We start from the raw sequence: 18,389 nt of genomic DNA, 5'->3' as shown, positions 1-18,389 counted from the left end.
AAGATAAACAGTTCGATATAGCCTATAAAGACTATCAATCTGAGAGAGTCGACCTCTCGTTGAACACAGAGAAAAGCAGTTACTACCTGCTTCGCATGACTCACCCTCACATGCAGCCAAGCAGTGCAAAAGATATCTTCATCGACGATATGGTTCAGCGAATGCTCACTCAACGCTTGACGGCTTATGTGCGTGAAGAGCTTAGCCTAGACTATGCACCTTCCGCGTTCTCTGCGATTCAAGACAGTGAACTTGCAAGCGATTGGCTTTTGGTCGCAGACACTGACCCTAAAGATGTCGAGAAAGTGGAACTCGCGATCGATGAAGTCATCAAAGGACTCTTGAGCAACGTCAACCAAAAGGAGGTGGATTCGACAGGGAGTCAACTGGCCAACGACATGATTCCAATTCAAGATGACGCTCCACAAAAAGCGTGGTTCTTTACTCGATATCTGATTCACGATTACGACACGAAGGCATTATTTGACCCGAAAGAACAAGTCAAAAAGATCTCGCTCGATGATGTTCAAAAACGAGTTAATCTTCTGTTTGGCAGTGATGCTATGGTCGTAAAAGGAATCTTAAGACCAAAAGCGAAATCCTAGTAAAGCACTTATACCCGAGTAAAGTAATAATGATAACAAAGGGCCTATTTTTATAGGCCCTTTCCATTTTCTCATGCGTTAAGGCTAACCATCTGCTTCCGCTACTTTGAGTTCAATCACCGAAAACCCGCGCATAAAAAAAGCGCGGCAATCACTGCCGCGCTCAAGCCTGTCACAGGCTGAATCGTTACGTGTTTATGCGCTTACATGCAAGCATGAAACGGCATGAACATCATCACCCAAAATAGAAGGTTTTGTCTTAGCACAAATTTCTGTTGCCTTCGGGCATCGAGTTCGGAATACACAACCAGATGGAGGATTGATTGGAGAAGGTAAGTCACCTTCTAACATTTCAATCTTCTTCGCTCTTTCAAGCTTCGGATCTGGAATGGGTACCGCCGACATCAATGCACGTGTATATGGGTGCTTAGGTTCCGCAAAAATGGCTTTAGCTTCACCCATTTCAACCGCATTACCTAGGTACATGACCAATACTCGATCTGAGATATGCTTGATAACCGACAAATCATGAGCAATGAACACCAAACTCAAGCCAAGCTCTTTTTGAAGCTCTTTAAGTAGGTTAACCACCTGCGCTTGAATCGATACATCCAATGCCGACACAGGCTCATCACAGATGATCATCTTAGGATTTAGGATAAGCGCGCGTGCAATACCAATACGCTGACACTGACCACCAGAGAATTCATGTGGATAACGGTTGATTACGTTCGGTAACAAACCAACCTTTGCCATCATCTCTTTAACGCGAGACTTCACTTCTTCCTTACTAAGCTCGGGATAGAAGGTCTCTAATGGCTCAGCAATGATGTCTCCTACCGTCATACGAGGGTTCAGAGATGCCAGAGGGTCTTGGAAGATCATCTGAATATCTTTACGTGTTTCGCGACGCTGAACACCCTGCATTTTAGTGAGGTCCTGTCCTAACCAAACCACTTCGCCTTCGGTTGCTTCAACAAGCCCGATAATCGCGCGTGCAAAGGTCGACTTACCACAACCTGATTCACCAACAACACCTAATGTTTCGCCTTGATACAGACGAGCATCAATGCCATCAACGGCTTTTAAATTTGCAGGTTTTGACCAGGGCCACGCTGATTTAGACGCGATGCTGAAGTGCACTTTCAGGTTTTTTACATCTAACAATAATGATTTATCAGTACTCATTTTGTCCAAGTCTCCCAATCAGAAAAACACGCGCGCTGACGGCCTTCACCAAATGGCAGAAGAATTGGCGCTTCACTCTTACAACGGTCAGTCACGCGGTGGCATCGCTCTTGGTAAGGGCAGCCAGGTGGTAGACGAAGTAAGTTGGGTGGGTTACCTGGAATAGTCGGTAAAATTTCACCTTCTGTATCCAAACGAGGAATCGCTTTTAATAGACCTTCAGCGTATGGGTGGCTAGGTTGGTAGAATATTTCATCAACGGTGCCGTATTCCATTGTACGACCTGCGTACATCACCAACACCTTGTCACATGAACCTGCAACAACACCAAGATCATGAGTGATCATGATGATAGCCGTATTGAACTCATCTTTAAGCTCATTGAGCAGATCCATGATTTGTGCTTGAACAGTCACATCGAGTGCCGTAGTTGGCTCATCAGCAATCAGTAGCTTCGGACGACATAAAAGCGCCATAGCAATCATGACACGCTGACGCATACCGCCAGAGAATTCATGTGGGTACATGGTAATACGTTTACGTGCTTCAGGGATTTTCACCGCCTCAAGCATGCGTACTGACTCTTCAAACGCTTCTGCTTTTCCCATTCCCTTATGAAGCATTAATACTTCCATCAACTGATCACTGACCTTCATGTAAGGATTCAGTGACGTCATTGGGTCTTGGAAGATCATAGCAATCTGCTCTGCACGCACTTTATTCAATGCTTTTTCAGGCAGGTTTAGAATTTCATTGCCTTCGAACTTAGCACTACCTGAGATAATACCGTTCTTCGCCAATAGGCCCATGATGGCAAATACAGTTTGAGATTTGCCTGAACCTGACTCACCCACAATGCCAAGGGTTTCACCCTGTTCTAGTGAGAAGTTTAAATCGTTAACTGCGGTGACATTACCGTCTTGGGTAGTGAATTCGACACGCAGATCTTTGACATCTAATAAGCTCATTTCTACTTCCTTAATCTTATCTGTCTTTTGGATCTAGCGCGTCGCGCAGACCATCACCAACGTAGTTGAAGCAAAATAGCGTCACTACCATGAATATCGCAGGGAATATCAGTTGCCAAATAGCCACTTCCATCGTTTGCGCTCCTTCTTGAAGTAAAGCGCCCCAACTTGTCATTGGCTCTTGTACACCAAGACCAAGGAATGAAAGGAATGACTCCGTCAAAATCATACTTGGGATAAGCAGCGTCGAGTAAACCGCAACAATACCAAGAACGTTCGGTACGATATGACGAGTGATGATCTTCCAGTTACTCACACCACAAACATGCGCCGCTTCGATGAACTCTTTGCTTCGTAAGCTCAAGGTTTGGCCACGTACAATACGCGCCATATCAAGCCAAGCAATCGCACCGATAGCCACGAATATCAGAACGATGTTTCGACCAAAGAACGTCACCAGTACGATCACTAAGAACATGAAAGGAACAGCGTATAAGATTTCCAATATGCGCATCATGACTCGGTCAGTTCGACCACCAATGAAGCCCGATGTCGCGCCGTAAAGCGTACCGATAATCACGGCAACCAAGGCACCCAGTACACCCACCATCAATGAGATTCGGCCACCAATAAGCGTACGTACATACAAGTCACGCCCTAAGCTATCGGTACCAAACCAGTGAGACGCATTTGGCGCAGCATGCATCGCATACCAGTCAGTATCGTCATAGGCATAAGTGGCAATCATAGGTAGGAAGATCACCGCCAGTGTCATTAAGACAAGAATGAAAAGGCTCACCATCGCGGCTTTATTGCGCATAAAGCGGATACGAGCATCTTGCCATAAGCTGCGACCTTCGATTTCAAGGTTTTCCGAGAACTTCTCGATCGCGTCTAGATTCTTCTTTTTTGTTAACATAACCAAACTTCCCTGCTAGTAGCGAATCTTCGGATCAATCATTGCCAATAGAATATCGACGATGGCATTGAATAAGATAAATAGGAAACCAATCAAAATGGTGACCCCCATTACTAACGAGTAATCTCGGTTAAAAGCTGCATTAACGAATAACTTGCCGATACCAGGTAGACCGAAAATGGTTTCGATAACCACCGAGCCGGTGATGATGCCAACGAACGCAGGCCCCATGTAAGACACGACTGGCAGCATAGCAGGCTTTAGCGCGTGCTTAACGATAATGTACGAGTAGCTCAACCCCTTCGCACGAGCGGTACGAATGAAGTTACTGTTCAATGTTTCTATCATTGAACCACGAGTAATACGTGCAAACGTTGCCACGTAGAGCAAAGACATACCGATAACAGGCAGCGCCATGTATTTAAAGGAGCCGTCTAACCAACCGCCTGCTGGGAACCAACCCAAGTTAATTGAGAAGACATAGATCAGTGTCGGTGCGAGAACGAAGGACGGTAGCACGACCCCCAACATGGCCGTCGACATCACGGTGTAATCGACCCAGGTGTTTTGCCTTAATGCGGCAAACGTACCGACGGAGACACCCATAATGAGAGTAAAAATGAACGCGACCAAGCCTACTTTTGCTGAGACAGGCAAAGCAACGGCGATCAATTCGTTCACTGAATAATCGAGATATTTAAACGATGGACCAAAATCACCTTGAACAACGTTAGTGAGATAAGTCGTGTACTGTTCGAAAACAGGCTTATCTAACCCATACTTTGCTTCGATGTTGGCCATGACTTCCGGTGGAAGTGGGCGTTCGCTTGAGAACGGGTTCCCAGGTGCGTAACGCATAAGAAAGAAAGATACCGTGATCAACACCAACATGGTCGGTATCGCTTCGAATATCCTTTTCGCGATGAATTTAAGCATAAGCTCACTCTTTCAGTCTGTGACAATGTAATTTAAAAAATAAGAAAAAACAGAAAATACACTGCGTGCACCAGCCCTGAGACTGGTACATGCAGAGTTAATCTTAATTATTGTTATATCGGCTTAGTTGACTACTTAGCCTTGATGTAGAGATCTTTAGAGTAGATCTTCTCTTCTGGGTTATTTACTGGGAAGCCACCAACTTGTGGGTTCAGTAGACGAGATTTCACATACTGGTAAATTGGTGCAATCGGCATGTCTCTCGTTAGAAGTTTTTCAGCTTCTAGGTAAAGTGCCGTGCGCTCTTCTTCAGATGTTGAAGCAAGGGCTTTTTCCATTACAGCATCGTACTCTTTGCTGTCGTAGTGGATACCACCGGTTGTGTTCGTGCTCTTCATTAGCGTTAAGAATGAAGACGCTTCATTGTAGTCGCCACACCAACCTGCACGTGCCACTTCGAAGTTACCCGCATCTTTCGTTGATAGGTAAGTTTTCCACTCTTGGTTTTCTAGCGTTACGTCTAGGCCAAGTGTCTTCTTCCACATTGAACCAAGCGCAACAGCGATTTTCTTGTGGTTTTCAGATGTGTTGTAAAGAAGAGAGAACTTAAGTGGGTTGTCTGCACCAAAGCCAGCTTCAGTAAGCAGTTTCGCCGCTTCTGCATCACGTTCTTCCTGAGTCATAGTACCGTATGCTGGTACTTCAGGGTTGAAGCCTGCTGTGATTTCAGGTGTTAGGAAGTAAGCCGGTTTTTGACCTTGACCAAGAATGGCGTCGGTGACAATGTTACGGTCAATTGCGTAAGAGATCGCTTTACGTACACGAACATCGTCGAATGGTGCTTTCTTCGTGTTAAAGATGTAGTAGTAAGTACACAGGTTACCAACGATAGATAGAGACTCTGGGTGCTCTTTTTCTAGGCGGCGGAAGTGCTCATTTGGAATTTCGTAAGTCACATCGATTTCACCCGCTAGGAAACGGTTCATTTCGGCAACTTGGTTTTCGATAGGAAGGAATGTCACTTTGTTTAGCGTTGTGTTGTCGTTATCCCAGTACTTTTCGTTACGCTTCAGTACTAAACGCTCGTTCACAACCCATTGGTCTACAACGTACGCGCCGTTACCAACAAAGTTCTCAGGCTTCGTCCACTGATCGCCAAACTTTTCAACGGTTGCTTGGTGAACAGGTTTTGTCGTTGTGTGGCCTACCATCATTACGAAGTATGGAACGGGTGCGTCAAGCTCAACAACTAAAGTGTGGTCATCTAGTGCTTTAACGCCTAGCTCACTCTTGTCTTTTTTGCCTGCGACGATGTCTTTCGCGTTCGCCATCTTGGTGTATTCCATGTACCAAGCGTATGGAGAAGCGGTATTTGGATCAACGGCACGTTGCCAGCTGTATACGAAGTCTTGCGCCGTTACCGGATCGCCATTCGACCATACTGCGTCTTTACGAAGGTGGAATGTAAATGTTTGGTTGTCTGTTGTTTCCCAAGTTTCAGCAATACCAGGGATAGTATTACCTTCAGCATCTTGGTTCACCAAGCCTTCAAGAAGATCACGAATAACGTGAGATTCAGAAACACCCTGCGACTTATGAGGGTCAATCGTTGCGACTTCAGCACCGTTACCACGAACAATCTCTTGTACTTCTGCAAGTGTTGTTTCTGTGACTTCAGGTAATTGTGCAGGTTGTGCTGCTTGTTGTTTTTCTTCAGGTTTATCGCCACAACCAGTAAGCGCTAGAGACAGGCCCGCACTGATGAAAAGCGCGCGAGTGATTTTATTCTTGTACATGCTTTAACTCCAAGTTTTTTGTTTTGCATCCATGACATCTTTGCAGGTTACTAGTGTTACCAAACGGCTTGGCTACTAGTGATTTAGATTTATTTAGCGCAAAAAGTAAGCATTAAACTCTAAATCCACACAAAGATTGTGGCACACAGTAACAATCATCGAAGCGATTTACCATAAATACGAATCAGAAAAACCTATAATTCTAAAGCAAACGACATAAGTCAGTTAAAAACTCTGCCTTATACACATTTGATAGCCATTTAAAATAAAAACGACAATCGAGATAGACCATGGTGCCATAAAATCTAGCTATAAACACTTTTTTAGCATCTTATGCTAGTAATTAATCAATAATTTAACATTATGTTCATAGACAATCTAACTCAAAGTGACATTCATCTAATCGGACGTGTCAATCTGTGAAGGCTATCACTCTCCCTTTTTTCCATTATTTCTTAGCCCTGTTACATGCACCCAGGGGCATAATGACTAATTATTCATTGAATATGATTCTCTATTGTCATCGCCCCATCATTTTATGATTATTTATAATTTCTCCAGCCAAAAACCAAATAATCACTCCGTACTAGTACAGAGCTATACAGCTCAATGCGTAGAGGCAATGTCTTTCAATTGAGAGATAACTTCCGCTGGCGCAACTTTCCCTAGCTCATCGATACATTGCTCCGTTTTTTCATGTCCGTAGCGGGAATAAATATCACATACGGCATACAGGTGTTCTGGCGCTCCCGACAACAAGTAAGCCTGCTCAAAAGATTGAGTCGAATAGTCGATATCAATCGCTTCTTGTAAAACACCATTAATGTACCAGTAGTAGCTATTGTTGTTTGCAAGAGTCGCCGCTAAATGGCTTTCGCTCGCCGCACGCTCTTTCTGATTCAATCTAACTAGCGCCAATGACTTGGAGAAGTGTAGGTTCGCATTACTTGGGAGTTTCTCTATGGCTGTGTCTAACAATTCAACGGCGGCACCATCAAGCCCCTGAGCTCGATAGTTATCCGCAAGGCTAAGCCATACCTGAGGATTCTGCGGACTGTCACTCAACAATGCTTGATAGTTTTCCTGTGCTAAGTCGTAGTGTTTTGTCCAGCGGTAAGTATCAGCAAGCAGCAATCTGCTATCGAGACTGGTTTGCGTGCTTAGATGCGCGATCAACTCATCGCTCACTGTGATTAGCCTCTTCTTATCTTTCGAGGTTACCGCTCCTATTCCATTAAGATTATCCAGATCTTTTAGTAAACCCGATGCCGCCGTCATTCTGACGACCTTTACATCGTCGGACAACAATGGAGAGACAAGCCTCCAACGATATTCCAGTGGATACGGATCAGCACCAATGATCGCCGCCTCTCGAATAACCGAGCTCTCGTCTTTTAACCCTCTCGACACGGCTACAAGCCCATTCTGGCTGGGCTGCTCTCCAAGTGCTCGCAGGGCAGATGCCCTCTCGGCATCACTTAATCGAGTGTCTTGTGCTTGATAAGCTAGCTGTGAATTTCTATCAGCGTTAGAAATAGTGGACTGCTGAGGCATTTCTACCGCATTGCTTGGCGCGGTCAATTCAACCGAACTTGCCCAAACAGACGGAGCAACAAGCAAAGCTGATACAGCTATCGATAGTAGTTTTTTCATCGTTACAATCCTCAAAACTTGGTTTCAAACGTTGCTGGCGTCTTCATGCGTTTTTTCAGCTCAGCATCGCTGTATTTTCCGTGCGCGACGGGGTGTTTCGTTGCGCGCAGAATGTAAGCCATCGAACGATCAACGTGAGAGAAAAACTTATGCCAACCCGCGCATAGATAGTTCAAGCCAGGCTCACCAGAGCGAGTGCGAATGAAACGATTCTTTGGGCATTCGCCATGACAGGCAAACTGATAATCACAGGCTTGGCACTGAGAGGTAAGCGTTCGTGTTTTAGCAAAACCAAACTGTTGCTGTTTCGGTGAGTACGCCAATTCATCAAGCTTTTGATGATGAATATTGCCAATCTTATATTCTGGGTAGACGTAGTGGTCACAGGTGTAAACATCGCCATTGGGTTCCATCGCTAGCCCTTTCCCACACAAATCACTGAGGGTACAAAGCGGGTTCCTACGGCCCATCCAGGCTTCAAGGCTCGCCTCGAAATACTGAACAAAAACCTGACCAATGTCGCGCTTAACCCACTCATCGAAGATAGCAATCAAGAAATTCCCCCACGCTTGGTCAGAGACGCACCATGGCTCCACGACTGACTCTTTTCCGCCTGGGATGAGGCGTTTATCCCCCTGTTTAGGCTGGTCATTCGCAGACCATGTTTGTGGCGCCGTATCACGAAAGGTTTTTTGTTCTACGATTGGGATGAATTGCATTTGAGGCGACTTCACTTCATCGCGCAAGAAACGGTACACCTCAAGGGCATTCTGACTCGTTAGGTTATTCACACAGGTTAATGTAGCGAAATTCACATTGTGTTTATGAAGCAGTTCAACCGCTGCCATCACCTGTTTGAATGTTCCCTTCCCTGCGCGGTTTGTACGATACGCATTATGAAGCATTTCTGGGCCATCAATGCTAAGCCCAATAAGGAATTTTTGTTTTCCTAGAAATTCGCACCACTTGTCGTTGAGCAACGTCCCGTTGGTTTGAAGGTCGTTAGAGATCGCGACACCCTCTGGCTGGTATTTTTTTTGCAGCGCGACAATCTTTTCAAAATACTCAAGGCCCAGCATGGTAGGCTCGCCACCCTGCCATGAAAAAATGATTTCGGGCGTGTTCTGGCCTTCGATGTATTGCTTAATATAGGCTTCAAGTGATTCATCATCCATCTTTGGAGAACAGCCTTTTTTGTACTCCAATAAATCCTGCTTACTTAGGTAATAACAGTACGTGCAATCAATATTGCATGCCGCACCGATAGGTTTCGCCATAACGTGCATTCGTTTAGAAGCCTTTCCGTTATATTGAGGGCCTTGAGTAATATGCATGATTCATTTACCTATTCTGAGTTCTTGCCTCCTATACTACGACCCCTTGTCAGCAGGGGCTTGTTATACCCGTTATAACCATTTGGAATGCCATTCGCGGATAAAATATCCCCTCTTTCGTCTCTATGGGGTCCATGATGAATTCATTCAATTACAAACCATTAGCCTGCACGTGCACTATCGCCATAACCGCTTTGATTTCAGGGTGTGCGACTGCACCTTCTCATCCACTCGCTGAGAAAATTGACGCTGACATGGTGCTTGTCGAAGGCGGGCATTTTCTAATGGGTTCCAATGATGAGTCTGCTTCAAAAGCTGAGCAACCGGCTCGCGAGGTGACGGTCGACAGTTTCTATATTTCCCGTTTCGAGGTCACTCAAGAGATCTTTGAATCCGTCATGGGCTCTTCTCTAAGCTACTTCAAAGACCCTCAGGTTCCCGTCAACAATTTGAGTTGGCAGCAAGCCAATTACTTCATTGGGGAATTAAATAAGCTGACAGGGGAAAATTACCGACTGCCGACGGAAGCTGAATGGGAATTTGCAGCAAAAGGTGGCAATGAGAGCCAAGGGTTTACCTACAGCGGGTCAAACAATATTGATGATATCGCCTGGTATGCCGGAAACGCCAAAAATAGTGCGCACCCTGTCGGGCTAAAACAGCCAAATGAACTAGGCTTATACGACATGACAGGCAACGTTGGCGAATTCGTTATCGATGCCTTTGATGACACTTACTATCGATTCGGTCCGACCGACAACCCAGTTAACGCAAAACACAGCGACATTAACCTGTCTCATAAGTCGGTTCGTGGAGGCAGTTTTGCTTATGACACAGATGAATCAGAGAGCTTTCGTCGAGATTTCGCCAGCCAATCGATCATTATGTCAGACATGGGATTGCGCCTAGTAAAAGACCACTAATTAATACAACGTCAATTGGCTTAAAACAACCGATAAAGGACTCGCCATGCACAACTCCACATCATTGGGCTTCATCCGCTCTGGAATCACGCTTGCTCTGCTCTGCGCACTTCCTGTCATGGCTGCAGAGAGTAAACCAAAATTGGTTTTGCAGCTCACTGTTGACGGCCTAAGAGCCGATTTACTTGAACGGTATAAGCATAACTTTGGTGACGATGGCTTTCGTTACTTGATGGACAATGGCGCGTATTACACCAATGCCCACTATCAACACGGCAATACAGAAACCATTGTGGGACACGTCTCTCTTGCCACTGGAGCACCACCGAGCGTTCATGGCATGGTGGGGAACGTTTGGTACGATCGCAGTGAAGAGCGCTTGGTTTACAATGTCGAAGACGGCAACTACGCCATGCTCACCTCAGGCGCTGGCGTTGATAAAGCAACAGAAATCGATCCTACACAAAAAACAGCGGTGGGCGATGGCCGTTCCCCCGAGCCTATTCTATCCACCACATTCAGTGATGAGTTGACTGTTTCAACCAGCGGTCAATCAAAGGTGTTTGGTGTGTCTATTAAAGACAGAGGGGCGATATCCCTTGCAGGACACAGCGGTAAAGCATTTTGGTTCTCCAAGGCTCAATCGGAATTCGTCACCAGTGATTACTACTATGATGCCTATCCGAACTGGGTGTCGCGCTGGAATGAAAAAGCGATGCCTAGCCAATACTCGAAACAGAGATGGGATCTTTCACTCCCTCGAGAAGACTATACACTCATAGAACATGGTAACGATCATAAGGTCGACCTCGGTGGATTCAAGCGCACTTTCCCTCACCCATATGGTCCTGCCAGCTACAAATACTTCAGCACTATGCTGACCGTCAGCCCTGCGGGTGATGAAATAACGGAGAACTTTGCCACGACACTTCTATTGCAGGAGCAACTAGGAAAAGGCGACGTGACCGATTACCTATCAGTGAGTTTTTCATCGAATGACTATGTCATTCACCTGTATGGGCCAGAAAGCCTAGAAGCGGAAGACAATCTGATTCGACTTGATAGGACCATTGCTAAACTGCTTAAAACGGTAGATGAACAGGTGGGTTTAGATAAGACATTAATCGTATTGTCGGCCGACCATGGCGTGCCTGAGTCCTCGCCTGCAGCGAATGGGCTCGGCTTTAATCAAGCACAATACTTCAATAAAGAGACCTTACTTTCTCAGGGTGTTGAGCAGAGGTTAAAAAGTGAGTTCGGGTTAAGTAAAGACGCGATTAGACTCTATGCGCAACCGTACATTTACCTCAACCATGAAGTCATTGCCAAGAAAAAGGTCAACCTAGCCGCGGTACAAAACGCCATTGCTGACGAAATGTCCAAAGTGAAAGGCGTCTCTTTCGCTGTGTCTAGCAGTGATATTGCCGCAAACCGAGTGCCGGACACCCACATCATGCAACTAATTAAAAACAACTATCACCCTGCACGATCGGGTGATGTTTACATTGTCTTCGCGCCGCGCAGCTACATCAATGACATGGATGGCCTTCAGATCGCGTCGACTCATGGGTCGCCTTGGCGTTATGACACACATGTCCCTGTCATTTTTGCTGGCTTCGATGTCAAAGCTCAAACGATCAGCAGAGAAATCACCCCGTATGACATTGCGCCAACGCTCTCAAATAAGCTTGGAATAACACAGCCTAGTGGCTCTATTGGTAAGGTACTGAATGAGGTAACTCAGCCATAAGGTCAACACTGTAAATCGTTGCCCCTATGATCAGAATACTCAGCGCTAATAGCAGCCATTAGGGGTGACAGCGTCCGCTAACAACAAACGTTAAATCAATAAAACGGCCTCACTTAATCAGTGAGGCCGTTTACAATTTTAAGAAACACGGTCTTGTGCATTGACGAAAGCCAATGATCCAAGAACGTGTCACTCACTATGGCTCATTTCACAAGGCAGGGGCAAGAGTGAGGTAAGACTAAGTTCACGCTATTTGGCATAACATCAAAGCGTATCTTGTTTGAACGATAAGGCTCACCATCCAAGTTAATGGGTAATGGTTGAGGGAAATCGACCTCTAACCAACTCGCCTGAGTATGTACGACAAACTCGCCATCCTGAGCAGGTTGTTTTATCTCTTCAATAACCTTTGGTAAATCCGACGGTAAAAACGCTTTGACTAAAGTGAGATCCATCAAACCATCATTAATAAATGCATTGGGCGCCAATTCTTGGCCTCCACCGGCTAAACGTCCATTACAAAATGCACCCACTAATATATCTCCCGAAAACGACCCCTTCTCGATGGTCAATGTTCCGCTGTATGGCTTAAAGCCTAGTGCTTTCACAACACCCGTTAAGGTATACGCACCACCGCCAAGAAAGTTTTTCAACTCAACGGGAGTTTCTGCAGTAATTTCAGCCCCAAAGCCAGCCGCGGCAATATTCATAAAATAGCGATCATTGGCCCGCACGCTATCTACCCAATAGGCTTTACCTTTAATGGCTAATTCGAGGGCAGAGCTTAGTTCATTGGGTATCAAGGTGGCGGTAGCGAAATCGTTGGCCGTGCCCATCGGGATAATGGCGAGTTCAGGTCGCTCTTGCATAGGCCAATAATTTAGCGCATTGACTGCCTCATTGACCGTACCGTCGCCACCTGCCACCACAATTCTCGATATTCCATCGTGAATCGCTTCGCCGACTAGCCGAGCCATATCAGCCGATTCCCAGGTCACTCGAACTTCGATATCTAAGCCAAGATCTCTCGCGTCATTGATCGCTTGCCTAAGCTCAGGAGAGCCTGCTTTCTTTCCATTTAATATTGCACGAATGCGGGCCATTACTGTTCCTTATTGAGGGTTCGAGATATTTTTTACCGCCAACTTTACCTTATCTCTTAGCCATTTATGGCTAGGTTCATTAGTGCGACTTGGGTGCCAAACCATGCAGAGGTCCAAATTTGGCAGCTCAAACGGTAATGCCAGTGTTTTAACCTGATATTTCTTGGCAAAGCACTTCACAGAAGAAAGAGGCATCACACCGATGTAATTAGACGATTCAATCACGGGCAACATTTCGACTACGCCAGCGGCTCGGTACACGATATTTCTTTTCTCTAAATCAGCATAGTCTTCTGAACTCAATAAGCTCTTACGCGAATGCCAACGTGAAACCACAACATGGCCTTCATGAAGAAATTGCTCCATGGATATTGAATCCCCCAGCCTTGGGTGATCTTCACGGCAAACCACCATCAGCTCTTCTGTCGAGATAGGTTCATGCTTGAGCAAGGTTCGGCCTCGCGGCGTCATATCAATGACTAAATCGTGTCGCTGTAAACGCAAGTCTGATTCATAGTCTTCCGTAAACAGTGGGTGTACTTCTAACGCGATAGTAGGCGCAACGTCGCTAATAAGCGCCATCACTTTGGGTAGCAGCTCATAGCTCGCCGCTGACACACAGGCAATAGAAAAGACTCGGTTCGATGTCTTGGGGTCAAAATCCCGAGAATCCGACAAGGTAGAAGTGAAGTTCTTAAGCGCCGCCGCCATCGCTGGATAGATATCACTGGCAAACGCTGTCGGATCAACGCCCGAGGTTGTGCGGTGAAAAAGTGGCTCATCGTAAATATCTCTCAGTCTCGCCAGTGCTTTACTCACCGCGGGTTGACTGATGCTCATTCGACTCGCCGCCTTCGACAAACTTCGCTCTTCGTATATGGCGACAAAAATAGGAATGAGATTAAGCTCGGTACTTTTCATACTGTTCCATGATCGTTTAGCGTGCACTCTATGAAGACATAGTAGGAAACACGCTGTGATAGTTCGATAGGTATTATCTAAACTTGTGTGCCACGTCGGTTAATAAGGTCTGTTAAAACCGCCAGTTAAAAGGTCAGTTAAAACGGCCAGCAAGACTGTCGTTTGAAGATGACCCATCCATACAAGGCATTAAATTGGCCGTGACGTCTTCACCACCGCTGAACGCTAGAAAACTCAAGCGCTATTACACGTTGAGTTTTCTCTTTAATCCGACTCTATTTTTTCGCTTGGTCAGACGAAGGATGTTCTCGTTTGACGATAGCGTCCAATGAAGGTAACGCTTTGGGCAAAACAAGCCATGAACGTCTTTGAGACTTGCGCCGAATTGAACGCCACAAACGTTTAAAAATCTTCGGGTCTTCTTTTCCTTGTTGTAGCCCAGAACTGTCGGCCTGCCATTGTGGGTCGCGGTCCACAAGGCTTAACGTTAAAGCCGACGTTTTGAGTCTTAACTGGCGATAAACCAATGTTCGAAGCCGCGGCCAATCTTTGGCATTCATCAGTCGACGAAAAATCAGCCATTCCGGCGTGGGTCTATCGCGATAGTAGCGACGCATCACGATAACCGCGCCAGCCAAAGTAAGTATCGTGACGAGAATGACGCTCAAGTGAAAGCGATAGGCTTGGACAAAAGACTTAACCGTATGGGCGGCAAAGAAAGATTGACCTTCAACCGTTACTGTTTCTAAGGTCTTGGTTTCGCTGTTCCACCACTGAAACTGATAATCAGGCAGCGTAAATTCACCACCTTGCTGAATGACATAAATCGATTCCTCTATACGGCTTGAGCGATAGTCTCCTCTCTCTTGTGTATCGTCTAAAATGTGCGGCTGTGGGTACGTTTGATAATGCGGTGTCGCGCTCTGTTCCAGTAAATCAGGTAACAATATAGACAACGAATCTTTCGCTCTCACCTCAACCTTGCGCGTTATCGCTCCACCAACCTTTATCTCTTCGCTCGACTGCTGCCAGGTTTGTTTCACTTCTACGTCCGTTGCGCTAAACCACGGTGTTGAGTCACTCAACCGCCCAGATGGAAGAGTGGCTTCAAACTGAATAGGCGGGGTGTATAAAGTGCCCGCAACGTTCGACCCATCTGGCGCAGAGACTTGAACCTGAACCGCGATTCTAGGGATCACAAACACACCAGAGCTTAGCGGATAGAGGGTGACCTCCCAACGCTGACGAGACCACGTCTGTCCGTCTTTACGCTCAGTGTAGTTGGTGGCGAGCAGATTTCGTTGCTTCGCTATCAGGTTTGGAACCTCGACCGAGCCGATGCGAGTCCCTCCAGTAAGCCAGCGTGGTGTCGCCACTTCAATGGTCAATATCACTTGTTCATTCACGCTGTATTGACGGTCGCTGACGATGACATCACGACGTGACGAGGCGTTATCAGAGAGATCTTTTCTATCGCCAACCCAAGCAACCAATTCAACGTCGTTACTCTTGAGAAGATCATGGATGTTGAGCGCGAAAGCTTGCCCACTCATCACCATCGAGGCGATGCAAATTAGAAAAGGCATCACAAAGGACACACGCTTCTGCACTGTAAACTCTACTATTCTCATTGCGACCTCTCCTCAGTAACCCCTGTTCTAGAGGCTTCACGTAACTGAATTTGAAACTTCGCTCTTAGAAAATACTTGGGGTCAGCCTCCACCCTTTTTAACCACTTATCAGCCAATTCGTCACTTCCTAGGATTTCACGCGCGTTTAACGTCTCTTTCAACATCAATTCCGCGGCTGTATTTTCTTCAGCGCCATCCCCGGTTCTTGGTTTGTCATCATCAAGTTCAAAAGACTCCTCTGGGCCATCGGTGGTGCCAGATTGACTTTCACTGGTTCGGTTTACCTCTTCAATAATGCCACGAAACACCGCGAGGTTATGTTCAACATCCAACCGAAGAGTCGGATTGAGGTCTTTTTTGCTCGCCAGTGCCTCTAGCAAATCGCGCGCGGCCAAATACTCTCTCTGTCTCGCCAGTGCGCTAGCCGCGTTGTATAGCCCAAGATCACTCGTGACCCCTGCCGTACTTTCCACCTGCAAGAACGCACTGTGGGCAAGCCTAAACTCCGACGCGTAATAATAAGCCGTGCCTTTATGCAAAGGGTCGTCAAAGTGCTTCGCTGCTTCAAGGTAATCTTGCTGGTTAAAATGCCTTTGCCCTTGTTGATTTGGCGTGAGCCATAAATCCCACCACCACTGCTCTGCTTTATTCCAGGCGGTCAGCGTTTCCGTCTCAGGCACAGAGTCAGCCGTTAAATGCACCGTTTTTGCGGCAAGGTTGGGGGAATAGCTGACAACAGATAGAGTGAGCCCCACAACACACCATTGAACCAACCAACCCTTTCTAAACCACAGCAACATGATGAGTGCGATAGGAATCAAGAGACCATAGCCCATGTCTTTCCATGGCATTGAGGATTCACCATTGAGCTGCATATTGCGTTCAATTGCTCGGCTCAAGGCTGCCACGTCACTATTATCGACAGTCACTGCTACTAAACGCCCGCCCGTTTTGCTCGCCAATGACGCCAACGAATCCCAATCTATCGGGTTCTTGCTGTCTGTATTTTTGCTTCCAGCCGCCAAAATCAATAATTGGTAAGGCGATTGTTCAAAGTACGATTCATAGGCCTGAATCGTTGCAGGGTTCACCCCATCCGTCACTAACAGGACGGTGGAGCCCAACTCACCAGACAGTTGTTGGTCAAACAATGGAATTGCGTTTTCTGCTCTCTTCCCATCAACGGGCATGATTTCGGGGGTGATGGCGGCAAGAAATGGCTCAAATACTTGGCTATCTTGAGTAACTGGCATGGCCACATGGGCACTGCCTGAATACACCACAAGCCCCGTACTTCCGCCTGCACGAAGGGCAAGGAGATCGCGAATTTTTTGTTTAGAACGTTCAAGTCGACTCGGTGGAAGATCCTTCGACAACATCGATTCGCTGTTATCTAACACCACCAGCATCGACGCTTTGTCTTCACCAAAAGGTGACGCCTCACGCTGCCAGCTTGGGCCTGCACAAATCACGATGGCGATGGTCACGATCACCATCAAGAGTTTAAGCGGCAGCTGTTTGCGCCACCCCGTTTCACCGATCGTCAGCGCTGATCTTAAATGTTCGGGTAGAATGTCTTTCCACGAAGGTTGGCTCTCTTCTCGCCAACGCAGCCAAAGCAATAGCACCATTGGAATAAAAGCCAGCAACCAGAATGGTCGAATGAAGTGAAACTGAGTGATCACCTGCTTAACCGATAGAGAGTCAAAAGAGAGAAAATCAAACATGCTCTTGCCCCTCTTCCTTTACCTGTTGATCAGCCGCCTGTTGTGTGTGCTTGGCAAGATTCCTCTGCTTTCTTCTCAGCGTTGCGAGACTGAATGCGGTCAAATACATAATAACCACCATCGCCATTAGATAATGATGCAGCCCCTGCTTTGGCCGATAACTTGTACTTTCATACAGTTGAGGTTCAAGCTCGCCTATTGCGTCATAAGCGGCGGATAACTCATCGCGATTCAGCGCTTCAAACGCTTCTCCTCCCGACTCTTTAGCGATGCGGTCAATGGTCTCCATATCTAAGGCCGTTTCCCCCACCGTTTGTGGATCGCCCATGGCAATAACATGGATACGAACCCCCTTCGCTTTCGCGACTTTGGCCGCATCAACGGGCTCAACAAAGCTGCCTGTGTCATTGCCATCGGTTAACACAATCACGACTTTCTCTTGTGATGCCTTGCTGCTCTGTTCAAACACCTTGATGGACAGTCCAATAGCGTCCCCAAGATGGGTGCTTTGCCCTGCCATCGCGACATCCGTTTGCTCTAGAAGCTCAAGCCATACCGATTGATCGGATGTAAAAGGGGTTTGCACAAAAGCCGCATCACCAAACAAAATCAAACCCAGACGATCACCCTCACGGGTTTTGACAAAATCACTGAGTACCTGTTTTGCCGCGTCTAGCCTTGTGATTCTCTCACCAGTTAACGCTGTGAAATCTTCTTCTGCCATTGAACCGGATAAATCGACCACTACCATCACATCGCGGCCAAGCTGTTCACGGACTTGAGGCTCACCAAGAACGGTCGGTTTAGCCAATGCGCACACTACAAGTAACCAAGTGAGTATTAGGGTCGCACGCTGCCACCAACTGGGCGTAAGCTGACTTGCCCCTTCTGATGGTGTTTCACCAATGGCGCTCACTAAGTCATCAAAGAATGGC

15 protein-coding genes are annotated in these 18,389 nt (G+C 46.6%); 3 read left to right on the top strand and 12 right to left on the bottom strand.

What is annotated here, in order from left to right; genetic code table 11:
• A partial coding sequence (locus BCU12_RS05340) for an insulinase family protein (RefSeq protein ID WP_133153814.1) occupies positions 1-605 on the top strand: 605 nt, incomplete at its 5' end.
• A gap of 195 nt (positions 606-800) precedes the next feature.
• Here BCU12_RS05340 and oppF read toward each other — a convergent pair.
• The 7 genes from oppF to BCU12_RS05305 form a co-directional block, all read right to left on the bottom strand.
• Positions 801-1,793: a murein tripeptide/oligopeptide ABC transporter ATP binding protein OppF gene (gene oppF, locus BCU12_RS05335; protein ID WP_277871256.1), complete on the bottom strand. Its 993-nt coding sequence runs from the start codon at positions 1,791-1,793 to the stop codon at positions 801-803.
• Entirely contained in the window at positions 1,790-2,761 is a 972-nt protein-coding gene (locus tag BCU12_RS05330; protein WP_102403321.1) for an ABC transporter ATP-binding protein, read from the bottom strand. The genes oppF and BCU12_RS05330 overlap by 4 nt, the downstream gene beginning before the upstream one ends.
• A 16-nt stretch (positions 2,762-2,777) precedes the next feature.
• Positions 2,778-3,680, bottom strand: a complete 903-nt coding sequence (oppC, locus tag BCU12_RS05325) for an oligopeptide ABC transporter permease OppC (protein WP_102403320.1) — start codon at positions 3,678-3,680, stop codon at positions 2,778-2,780.
• A gap of 15 nt (positions 3,681-3,695) precedes the next feature.
• A complete protein-coding gene (oppB, locus tag BCU12_RS05320) occupies positions 3,696-4,616 on the bottom strand; it encodes an oligopeptide ABC transporter permease OppB (RefSeq protein ID WP_102403319.1) in 921 nt (306 codons plus the stop codon).
• A gap of 131 nt (positions 4,617-4,747) precedes the next feature.
• Entirely contained in the window at positions 4,748-6,412 is a 1,665-nt protein-coding gene (locus BCU12_RS05315; RefSeq protein ID WP_102403318.1) for an ABC transporter substrate-binding protein, read from the bottom strand.
• 606 nt (positions 6,413-7,018) lie between these two features.
• Entirely contained in the window at positions 7,019-8,065 is a 1,047-nt protein-coding gene (locus BCU12_RS05310) for a tetratricopeptide repeat protein (protein WP_102403317.1), read from the bottom strand.
• 11 nt (positions 8,066-8,076) lie between these two features.
• Entirely contained in the window at positions 8,077-9,399 is a 1,323-nt protein-coding gene (locus BCU12_RS05305) for an anaerobic sulfatase maturase (RefSeq protein WP_102403316.1), read from the bottom strand.
• 137 nt (positions 9,400-9,536) lie between these two features.
• Between BCU12_RS05305 and BCU12_RS05300 the strand changes: the two genes are divergently transcribed.
• Together BCU12_RS05300 and BCU12_RS05295 are read left to right on the top strand one after the other, a co-directional pair.
• A complete protein-coding gene (locus BCU12_RS05300) occupies positions 9,537-10,322 on the top strand; it encodes an SUMF1/EgtB/PvdO family nonheme iron enzyme (RefSeq protein ID WP_102403315.1) in 786 nt (261 codons plus the stop codon).
• Between the two features lie 64 nt (positions 10,323-10,386).
• Entirely contained in the window at positions 10,387-12,072 is a 1,686-nt protein-coding gene (locus BCU12_RS05295) for an alkaline phosphatase family protein (protein WP_102403323.1), read from the top strand.
• Between the two features lie 203 nt (positions 12,073-12,275).
• Here BCU12_RS05295 and yegS read toward each other — a convergent pair whose 3' ends face one another.
• The 5 genes from yegS to BCU12_RS05270 form a co-directional block, all read right to left on the bottom strand.
• Positions 12,276-13,175 carry a lipid kinase YegS gene (gene yegS / locus BCU12_RS05290; RefSeq protein ID WP_102403314.1) on the bottom strand — a complete coding sequence of 300 codons (900 nt, stop codon included), beginning with the start codon at positions 13,173-13,175 and terminating at the stop codon, positions 12,276-12,278.
• A gap of 9 nt (positions 13,176-13,184) precedes the next feature.
• Positions 13,185-14,096 carry a LysR family transcriptional regulator gene (locus tag BCU12_RS05285; RefSeq protein ID WP_102403313.1) on the bottom strand — a complete coding sequence of 304 codons (912 nt, stop codon included), beginning with the start codon at positions 14,094-14,096 and terminating at the stop codon, positions 13,185-13,187.
• Positions 14,097-14,371: 275 nt separating this feature from the next.
• Positions 14,372-15,682 carry a BatD family protein gene (locus BCU12_RS05280; protein ID WP_241909751.1) on the bottom strand — a complete coding sequence of 437 codons (1,311 nt, stop codon included), beginning with the start codon at positions 15,680-15,682 and terminating at the stop codon, positions 14,372-14,374.
• 41 nt (positions 15,683-15,723) lie between these two features.
• Complete coding sequence (locus tag BCU12_RS05275; RefSeq protein WP_102403311.1) at positions 15,724-17,454, bottom strand: VWA domain-containing protein; 1,731 nt, start codon at positions 17,452-17,454, stop codon at positions 15,724-15,726.
• Positions 17,447-18,389, bottom strand: a 943-nt coding sequence (locus BCU12_RS05270; RefSeq protein ID WP_102403310.1) for a VWA domain-containing protein, incomplete at its 5' end; no start/stop codon positions are given. The genes BCU12_RS05270 and BCU12_RS05275, both read right to left, overlap by 8 nt.

It is taken from the genome of Vibrio sp. 10N.261.55.A7 (assembly GCF_002877365.1).
Lineage (GTDB): Bacteria > Pseudomonadota > Gammaproteobacteria > Enterobacterales > Vibrionaceae > Vibrio.
This window is presented reverse-complemented; position numbering and strand designations above follow the sequence as displayed.